Below are 8,164 nucleotides of genomic sequence, written 5' to 3'. Positions count from 1 at the left end.
CGCCTGCAGCTGTGCCTGCACGGCCGCGGCGGCCGCGAGCGCGGCTGCATCGGGGTTGACCGGTGCGGCCGTGGCGTCGGTCGACTGGTCGTCGTCGGTGTCGGACGGCTTCGTGCCGGCCGGCGTCGACGCGACGGGCGTCGACGGCGTGTCCGGCGAGCCGGCGTCGGAGCCGGCCGGATCGTGCCGCGCGGATACGCTCTGTTTCAGCGTCTGCGCGAACGGCAGCGGCGCGGCCGCAGCGGCGTCGTCGTTGCCGGCGGACGGCGCGGACGCGGCGGACGAAGCCTGGCCGCGGCCGGCCTTGAGTGCGGCGCCGGCGGTGTCGAGCAGTGCGCCGAGCAGGGGCAGGGAAGGCATGACGGTTCTCCCGTTCGAATACGGTGAGCGGTTACGACGATCGGGCCGCATCGGCCCGCATGCGCAGGATCTTCGCGGCGTGTTCGTCGGCATCGCGCTGTTCGCGCTTCGCGGCGCGCTGCGCTTCCTGCGCGACGCCGCGCGCCTGCAGGATTTCGTACGAGCCGACGGTACGTTTCTTCTGTTGCCAGTTCGGGCGCGCTTCGTCGATGCGGAGCTCCGCGGCGGCCAGCACGTTGCGCTGCTGCGCGATCGCCGCATCGAGCGTGTCGATGAACGCCTGGAAGTTGCGCCAGTTGCCGGCCGGCATCCCGTGCTGCGCGGACTGCGCGAAGCGCGCGTGGTATTCGTCGCGATAGCGCAGCAGCGCATCGAGCTGTTCGGCGGCCGCGGTGCGGTCGCGCTGCGCGGCGCCGAGCTGCTTCGCGGCCGTGTCGAGGTCGTCCTGCGCGCGGTCGAGCAGCAATTGGAGCGGAAAGCCGTGAGCCATCGGAATCAGCCTCCGTGATCGTCGAACAGCGCATCGAGCGCGGCGAGGCTCGACCCGAACGGCGCGCATTCGCGAAAGCCTTGCTGAAGGAACGCCTCGATGCGCGGATAGAGCGCAATCGCGCGGTCGAGCTGCGCGTCGCGGCCGGGCGCGTATGCGCCGACCGCGATCAGATCGCGGTTGCGCTGGTAGCGCGACAGCATCTGCTTGAACTGCCGCACGTGGTCGAGATGCGCGTCGTCGATCAGCGCGGTCATCGCGCGGCTGATCGACGCTTCGATGTCGATCGCCGGATAGTGGCCGGCCTCGGCGAGCGCGCGAGACAGCACGATGTGACCGTCGAGGATCGCGCGTGCGGAGTCGGCGATCGGATCCTGCTGGTCGTCGCCTTCGGTCAGCACCGTGTAGAACGCGGTGATCGAGCCGCCGCCTTCGGGCCCGTTGCCGGTGCGCTCGACGAGCGCGGGCAGCTTCGCGAACACCGACGGCGGATAGCCCTTCGTCGCGGGCGGCTCGCCGATCGCGAGCGCGATCTCGCGCTGCGCCATCGCGTAGCGCGTGAGCGAATCCATCAGCAGCAGCACGTGCTTGCCCTGGTCGCGGAAGTATTCGGCGAGCGACGTCGCATACGCGGCGCCCTGCATCCGCAGCAGCGGCGACACGTCGGCCGGCGCGGCGACGACGACCGAGCGCGCGAGCCCGTCCTCGCCGAGAATCTGCTCGATGAATTCCTTCACTTCGCGGCCGCGCTCGCCGATCAGCCCGATCACGATCACTTCCGCGCTCGTGTAGCGCGCCATCGTGCCGAGCAGCACCGACTTGCCGACGCCCGAGCCCGCGAACAGGCCCATTCGCTGCCCGCGGCCGACGGTGAGCAGCGCGTTGATCGCGCGCACGCCGACGTCGAGCACATGGTGGATCGGCTCGCGGTCGAGCGGGTTGATCGACGGCGACGACAGCGGCGCGTCGACCTTCGACGCGAGCGGGCCGAGCCCGTCGAGCGGGCGGCCGGACGCATCGACGACGCGTCCGAGCATCTCCCAGCCGACCGGCAGCCGCTTCGCGCCGGCGAGCGGATCGGCGACGGGCGCGCTCTCGAGCGGCCACACGCGCGCGCCGGGCAACACGCCGGCGACGTCGGTGGTCGGCATCAGGAACAGACGATCGCCGGAGAAGCCGACGACTTCCGCTTGCGCGTGCGGCAGCGCGCTGCCGGGCGGCAGTTCGATCGTGCATTCGGCGCCGACCGACAGCCGCAGTCCGATCGCCTCGAGCACGAGGCCCGCCGCGCGCGTCAGGCGCCCGCACGGCCGCAGCGGCAGCGCGCGATGGCTGCGTGCGGACAGCCCGTTCAGATGCGAGCGCCAGTGCGCGAGATGCGGATTGTGCGGGGCGCGCGGCGTGGCCGATACGGCCGATGCGCCGGCGTGACCGACAGTGGACGCGCCGTGCGCGGCCGGTGCGGCCTCGGGGCCGAACGATGCGAGCGCGAGTTCGCGCTCGAGCGGCGACAGCCGATCGTGCGCGAGCGACTCGGGCGTGCGCGTCACCACGCGCCCACCTTGCCGATCGCGGCCGCGACGCGCTGCCAGCGCGTGGGCAGCGTCGCGTCGACTTCGCCGGTGGCGGCATGCGCGCGGCAGCCGCCGCGCTCGATCGACGCGTCGGTGCGCACGCTCCAGCCGAGCGCATCGAGTTCGTCCTGCAGATACGCTTCGACGACCGGCAGGTCGGCCGGATTCACCGCGAGATGCGGTGCGCCGGACAGCGCCGGCTCGGCCGCGAGCACGTCGCGCACCGCGGCGACCAGCGCGGCCGGATCGTGCTTCACGTGCTGGCGCACGACCTGCTGCGCGATGTCGAGCGCGAGCTGCGCGAGATCGGCGGCGAGATCGTGCTCGGCGGCGGACACCGCTTCGCGGAACGACGCGGCGAGCGCCGCGAGCTGCGCGGCCTGTTCGCGCGCTTCGGCGCGGCCGGCCTCGAAACCCTGCTCGCGGCCTTGCTCGAAGCCGGCCTGATAGCCGCGCGCCTGGCCTTCGACGTGGCCGGCCGCGTGGCCTTCGGCGTGCGCGGCGTCGCGCACGCGCTGCAGTTCCTCGGCGAGCGCGGCGGCGGCCGCTGCCGCGTCGTCGGGCGGCGGTGCGGGCGGCGGCGGGTCGAACGACGCCATCTCCCACCGCTGGTATGCGGTGAGGGTGCCGACGCGGTCGCTCGCCGTATCAGACATACGCATCTTCCGCCTTGCCGCCGATCACGATCTGGCCGCTCTCCGCGAGGTTGCGCACGATCTGCAGGATCCGGCGCTGCTGCGTTTCGACTTCGGACACGCGCACCGGGCCGCGCGCGTCGAGATCCTCGGCGAGCAGCTCGGCCGCGCGTTGCGACATGTTCGCGAGGAACTTCTGCCGCAGCGCGGGCGGCGCGCCCTTCAGCGCGATGATCAGCGTCTCCGATTCGACTTCCTTGAGCACCATCTGGATCGCGCGATCCTCGAGATCGAGCAGGTTCTCGAACACGAACATCTGGTCGACGATCTTCTGCGCGAGATCGGCGTCGTACTGGCGCACGCTTTCGAGCACGCCTTCCTCGTGCACGCTCGTCATGAAGTTCAGGATCTCGGCCGCGGTCCGGATGCCGCCCATCGGGCTGCGCTTCAGGTTGTCGCTGCCGGACAGCAGGCCGGTCAGCACGTCGTCGAGCTCGCGCAGCGCGGCCGGCTGAATCCCGTCGAGCGTCGCGATGCGCAGCAGCACGTCGTTGCGCAGCCGCTCGGTGAAGCACGACGCGATCTCGGACGCCTGGTCGCGGTCCAGATGCACGAGGATCGTCGCGATGATCTGCGGATGCTCGTTCTTGATCAGCTCGGCGACCGCGGCCGAGTCCATCCACTTCAGCCCCTCGATCCCGCTCGTGTCGCTGCCCTGCAGGATCCGGTCGATCAGCACGCCGGCCTTGTCCTCGCCGAGCGCCTTGGTCAGCACCGAGCGGATGTATTCGCTCGAATCGAGCGACAGCGCGGTGTGCTCCTCGGCTTCCTTCACGAACTCCTGCAGCACGTCCTCGACCTGCTCGCGCGTGACGTTCTTCAGCGCGGCCATCGCGGCGCCGATCTTCTGCACCTCGCGCGGCGCAAGAAACTTGAATACTTCAGCGGCCTCTTCCTCGCCGATCGACATCAGCAGCAGCGCGCTCTTGGTCAGGCCTTCAGCGTTCATCGGACACCCAGTTCTTCACGACGGTGGCGACGATCTTCGGATCCTGGCGGGCGATCGTGCGCGCATAGTCGAGGTTGCGTTCGTAGCGGTTCTTCTCGTTTTCGAAGCCGAGCAGCAGCGTGTCGGGTTCGTCGTCGGCGCTGGCCGGCGCGGGCAGGCCGTCGAGCGCGACGACGTCCTCCGGCGCGGCGAGCGCGGGCGCGGCCGGCTCGGGCGGCGGGAACGCGCGGCGCATCGCCGGGCGCACGAACATGAAGTACAGCGCCGCCGCGGCCGCCGCGATGCCGAGCCACTTCGCGGCTTCCTTCGCGATCGCGATGATGTCCGGCTGGCGCCACCACGGCAGGTCGGCGTACGGATCGGTCGCGGTCGAGAACGCGCTGTTCACGACGTTGACCGAGTCGCCGCGCTTCTGGTCGTAGCCCATCGCGTCCTTCACGAGCTGCTCGATCTGCGCGAGCTTCGCGGGCGGCAGCGGCTGCATCGTCACGTGGCCCTTCGCGTCGGCGACCGGCTGGTAGTTGACGACGACCGCGACCGACAGCCGCTTCACGCTGCCCATCGGCTGCTCGACGTGGCGGATCGTCTTGTCGAGCTCGTAGTTGGTCGTCTGATCCTTGCGGTCGCTGACCGGCGTGGTCTGCGGCCCGTTCTGGCCGTTGCCGGCGACGATCGGCGCGGACGCCGGCTGCGGCGGCGTGTTCGACAGCGCGCCCGGCACGCCGGACGCGCCGCTTTGCGCGAGTTCGGTCGACGTGCTGGTCTGCTGGCTGCGGATCGCCGCCTGCTGCGGCGTGCCGTTCGGCGCGTAGCTTTCGGACGTCTGCTCGAGCTTCGAGAAATCGATGTCGGCGCTGACCTGCGAGCGCGCATTGCCCGCGCCGAAGATCGGCGCGAGGATCGCGTCGATGCGCTTCTGCGTGTTGCGCTCGACCTGCTGCACGTACTTCAGCTGGCTCGCGTCGAGCCCGGTCGCGGACGCGGTCTGCGTCAGCAGGTTGCCGTCCTGGTCGACGATCGTCACGTTCTTCGCGGGCATGTCCGGCACGCCGGACGACACCATCCGCGTGATCGCCTGCACCTGCCCCTCGTCGAGCACGCGGCCCGGGTACAGGTCGACGAACACCGATGCGCTCGGCGCTTCCTTGTCGCGCACGAATACCGACGGTTTCGGGATCGCGAGATGCACGCGCGCGCCGCGCACCGCGTTGATCGACTCGATCGTGCGCTGCAGCTCGCCTTCGAGCGCGCGCTGGTAGTTGATCTGTTCGGCGAACTGGCTGATGCCGAATTTCTGGTTGTCCATCAGCTCGAAGCCGACCGAGCCGCCCTTGGGCAGCCCCATCGCGGCGAGCTTCAGCCGCGTTTCGTGCACCTGGCTCGACGGCACGAGGATCGCGCCGCCCGCATCGGCGAACTTGTACGGCACGTTGGCCTGCTGCAGCGCGGCGATGATCGCGCCGCCGTCGCGGTCCGACAGGTTGCTGTACAGCACGCGGTAGTCCGGCGCGCGGCTCCACAGCACGAGCGCGGTGATCGCGGCGATCGCGAACGCGACGGCGATCACGAACGGCAGCTTCGGATTGCCCTTCATCCGCGAGATGCCGGGAATGCGTTCCGCGAAGCCGCCGAGCCCGAAGTCCGCACCAGCGCCGCCCGCGCCCGGCAGCGCGGCGGCCGCGGCGCCGCCGGACACCGGGCTGGCGAGGCCCGCGCGGGCGTCGGGGTTGATCAGCGAGTTGGCCTGCGAATCCATGCGTCGAGTTTCTCCGGAGCGGGACGACTGAGCCGCTCGGACGAGCGGGCGGACAATGACACGATGCGATTATCGGGACCGCGGCCGTGCGCCGATCGACCGAAAAGAGCCGGGTTTCCCCCGTACTTTCACGGCTTTGCCGCGCCCCGCGCTGCTATTCTTTGTCGCGATCCGGCATGGCGCGCGCGGTGCGGCGCCGGCGGATCGCCCGGCGCGTCCGGGTTTCTCTTCGTTCAGGTCTCGGGGGCAGCATGACGGCGAACGTCAGCGGAATCGGTTCGGTGTTGCAACAGATGCAGGCGATGGCCGCGCAGGCGTCGGGCGGCGTCGCGAGCCCGACGGCGGCGCTCGCCGGCTCCGGTGCGGCGACGGCCGGCACGTTCGCGAGCGCGATGAAGGCGTCGCTCGACAAGATCAGCGGCGACCAGCAGCGCGCGCTCGGCGAAGCGCAGGCGTTCGAGGTCGGCGCGCCGAACGTATCGCTGAACGACGTGATGGTCGACATGCAGAAGGCCAACATCGGCTTCCAGTTCGGGCTGCAAGTCCGCAACAAGCTCGTGAGCGCGTACAACGACATCATGCAGATGCCGGTGTGACGGCGCCCGCCGGGACGGCCCGGCGGCTTCCGACCGCGGCCCGCCCGCCTAAAGCTTTTCAATTCCCTTCCGATAACGTCGGAGAAGGCCGCGCCGTGCGATGCACGGCAGCGGCTCCCGCATAGCCACCATAACGAGGAGAAGCGCATGTTTTCCCCAGGACACGCTGGAGCCAGTGCGTACGCGCGTGTCGGCGTCGAGACGGGGGTGATGGGCGCGTCCCCGCATCGGCTGATCGCGATGCTGTACCAGGGTGCGCGGCAGGCGGTCGCGCTCGCCCGCATGCATCTGCAGCAGGGCAACGTGCCCGCACGCGGCGACGCGATCGGCAAGGCGATCCGGATCGTCGAGAGCGGCCTGCAGACGGCGCTGAACCGCGACGCGGGCGGCGAGATCGCGGCGCGGCTCGACGCGCTCTATACGTATATCGGCCGGCGCCTGCTGGAAGCGAACGCGCAGGCGAGCGACGCGATGCTGGTCGAGGTCGACGGGCTGCTCGCGACGCTCGAGGAAGCATGGACGGGCATCGCGCCGGAAGCCGCGCGCATGGCCGCGCAACAGGCGGCGGACGCATCCCGATGAATCTGAAGGCCGAATACTTCGCCCGCTACGAAGCGCTCGCGGCCGTGTCGGGCCGGATGCTGCGCGCCGCGCGCGGCGCCGACTGGAACGCGCTGCCGGGGCTGCAGGCGGAATTCCTGCGGCTCGTCGACGGGTTGAAGGAAGCCGATCCGGGCGTCACGCTCGACGAATCGGATCTGGGCCGCAAGCTCGACCTGATTCGCCGGATTCTCGCCGACGACGCCGCGATTCGCGATCTCGCGAGCCCGGACGTCGCGCGATTGTCCGCGCTGTTGGACGCGACGCGCTCGACGCAGGTATTGACCGATCTCTACGGCGCGCGCGGGTAGCGCGGATAGTGCGGGTTCCGCCGAACGCCCGCGCCCGTGTCGACCGACGCGCGGGCCGGTTGCGGCGCGCAGGCCCGAAGCGCGGCGTGAGCGGATTTGCAACGATGTGGCGAAGGTGAGCAGGCTCCGATCATGACCGGTATCGATTCCGTTGCGGCCGCGCTGCTGGCGAGCCGCCTCGACAGCCTGCTGACCGGCACCGTGTCGCCGCCGGCCGGCGGCGGTGCGGCCGTACAGGTCGGTACGCCCGACGCCGGCGTGTCGTCCGCGTCCACGGCCGGCAGTCCGCCCGCCGCGCCGCCCGCTTCCGCGCAAACCGCGCTGTCCGACGTCGGACGCGTGCTCGATGCGATCTCGCGCTCGGGCGGCGATGCGCCGCTCGTCGTCGCCGGGCGCACACCGTTGCTGGCCGATCCGGCCGTGCTGCTGAGCGATCTCGCGGCGCCGACGCGCGCGCCGGCGGCCGGCCTGGGTGCGTCGGCCGATTCGTCCGGTTCTTCTCCACGTGCGGCCGTCTCTTCGGCCGATTCGAATGTGCAAGCGTCGGCGTCGCGCGCGACTTCCGCTGCGCACGAGGCCGCCGGGCTGCCGCCGGTCGCCATGCTGCGCGCGGCGCTCGCCCAAGCGGTCAGCGCCAGCGGCCTCTTCTACGAATCCCATCTCGCACAGTGGCTGGCCGGCCAGCGGCCGCTCGCCGCGCTGATGCGCGAGCCGCAGGCGCGCCTCGCCGCCGCGCCGGCACCGGCGCAGCCGGATGCGGTGCTCGCCGATGCGGCGGACGTGCTCGACGAATTGCTCGCGTCGCGCGCGCCGACGCCTGCGCCGGCCTCGCC

The 8,164-nt window shown here is 71.0% G+C and carries 8 protein-coding genes and 2 pseudogenes; 4 read left to right on the top strand and 6 right to left on the bottom strand.

Features of this window, described 5'->3' with window-relative positions:
- From BUB20358_RS27355 to fliF, 6 genes and pseudogenes are all read right to left on the bottom strand, one after another.
- A pseudogene (locus BUB20358_RS27355) lies at positions 1-360 on the bottom strand (flagellar hook-length control protein FliK); the annotation flags it as partial.
- Between the two features lie 31 nt (positions 361-391).
- The gene (gene fliJ / locus BUB20358_RS27350; protein ID WP_035971559.1) at positions 392-850 is read right to left on the bottom strand and encodes a flagellar export protein FliJ; all 459 of its coding nucleotides are present in this window, start codon (positions 848-850) and stop codon (positions 392-394) included.
- Positions 851-855: 5 nt separating this feature from the next.
- Positions 856-2,403 carry a flagellar protein export ATPase FliI gene (gene fliI, locus BUB20358_RS27345; protein WP_006763138.1) on the bottom strand — a complete coding sequence of 516 codons (1,548 nt, stop codon included), beginning with the start codon at positions 2,401-2,403 and terminating at the stop codon, positions 856-858.
- A complete protein-coding gene (fliH, locus tag BUB20358_RS27340) occupies positions 2,397-3,080 on the bottom strand; it encodes a flagellar assembly protein FliH (RefSeq protein ID WP_035971560.1) in 684 nt (227 codons plus the stop codon). Before fliH ends, fliI begins: the two co-directional genes overlap by 7 nt.
- Positions 3,073-4,068: a flagellar motor switch protein FliG gene (gene fliG / locus BUB20358_RS27335; RefSeq protein WP_006763140.1), complete on the bottom strand. Its 996-nt coding sequence runs from the start codon at positions 4,066-4,068 to the stop codon at positions 3,073-3,075. The genes fliH and fliG overlap by 8 nt, the downstream gene beginning before the upstream one ends.
- Entirely contained in the window at positions 4,058-5,824 is a 1,767-nt protein-coding gene (gene fliF / locus BUB20358_RS27330) for a flagellar basal-body MS-ring/collar protein FliF (RefSeq protein WP_006763141.1), read from the bottom strand. Before fliF ends, fliG begins: the two co-directional genes overlap by 11 nt.
- Positions 5,825-6,075: 251 nt before the next feature.
- Between fliF and fliE the strand changes: the two genes are divergently transcribed.
- From fliE to BUB20358_RS27310, 4 genes and pseudogenes are all read left to right on the top strand, one after another.
- A complete protein-coding gene (gene fliE / locus BUB20358_RS27325) occupies positions 6,076-6,420 on the top strand; it encodes a flagellar hook-basal body complex protein FliE (RefSeq protein WP_035971562.1) in 345 nt (114 codons plus the stop codon).
- A gap of 147 nt (positions 6,421-6,567) precedes the next feature.
- Positions 6,568-7,002 carry a flagellar export chaperone FliS gene (gene fliS, locus BUB20358_RS27320; protein WP_035971564.1) on the top strand — a complete coding sequence of 145 codons (435 nt, stop codon included), beginning with the start codon at positions 6,568-6,570 and terminating at the stop codon, positions 7,000-7,002.
- Positions 6,999-7,331 carry a flagellar protein FliT gene (locus BUB20358_RS27315; protein ID WP_035971565.1) on the top strand — a complete coding sequence of 111 codons (333 nt, stop codon included), beginning with the start codon at positions 6,999-7,001 and terminating at the stop codon, positions 7,329-7,331. Before fliS ends, BUB20358_RS27315 begins: the two co-directional genes overlap by 4 nt.
- A 132-nt stretch (positions 7,332-7,463) precedes the next feature.
- A pseudogene (locus BUB20358_RS27310) lies at positions 7,464-8,164 on the top strand (flagellar hook-length control protein FliK); the annotation flags it as partial.

This window comes from Burkholderia dolosa (assembly GCF_902499135.1).
GTDB lineage: Bacteria > Pseudomonadota > Gammaproteobacteria > Burkholderiales > Burkholderiaceae > Burkholderia > Burkholderia dolosa.
Note: the sequence above shows the minus strand (reverse complement) of the source record. Positions and strands in the feature narration are given on the sequence as shown.

Coding starts and splice junctions, on each gene's coding strand:
- BUB20358_RS27315 (WP_035971565.1), top strand. CDS start 6,999: ATGAATCTGAAGGCCGAATACTTCGCCCGCTACGAAGCGCTCGCGGCC.
- fliS (WP_035971564.1), top strand. CDS start 6,568: ATGTTTTCCCCAGGACACGCTGGAGCCAGTGCGTACGCGCGTGTCGGC.
- fliE (WP_035971562.1), top strand. CDS start 6,076: ATGACGGCGAACGTCAGCGGAATCGGTTCGGTGTTGCAACAGATGCAG.
- fliJ (WP_035971559.1), bottom strand. CDS start 850: ATGGCTCACGGCTTTCCGCTCCAATTGCTGCTCGACCGCGCGCAGGAC.
- fliF (WP_006763141.1), bottom strand. CDS start 5,824: ATGGATTCGCAGGCCAACTCGCTGATCAACCCCGACGCCCGCGCGGGC.
- fliG (WP_006763140.1), bottom strand. CDS start 4,068: ATGAACGCTGAAGGCCTGACCAAGAGCGCGCTGCTGCTGATGTCGATC.
- fliH (WP_035971560.1), bottom strand. CDS start 3,080: ATGTCTGATACGGCGAGCGACCGCGTCGGCACCCTCACCGCATACCAG.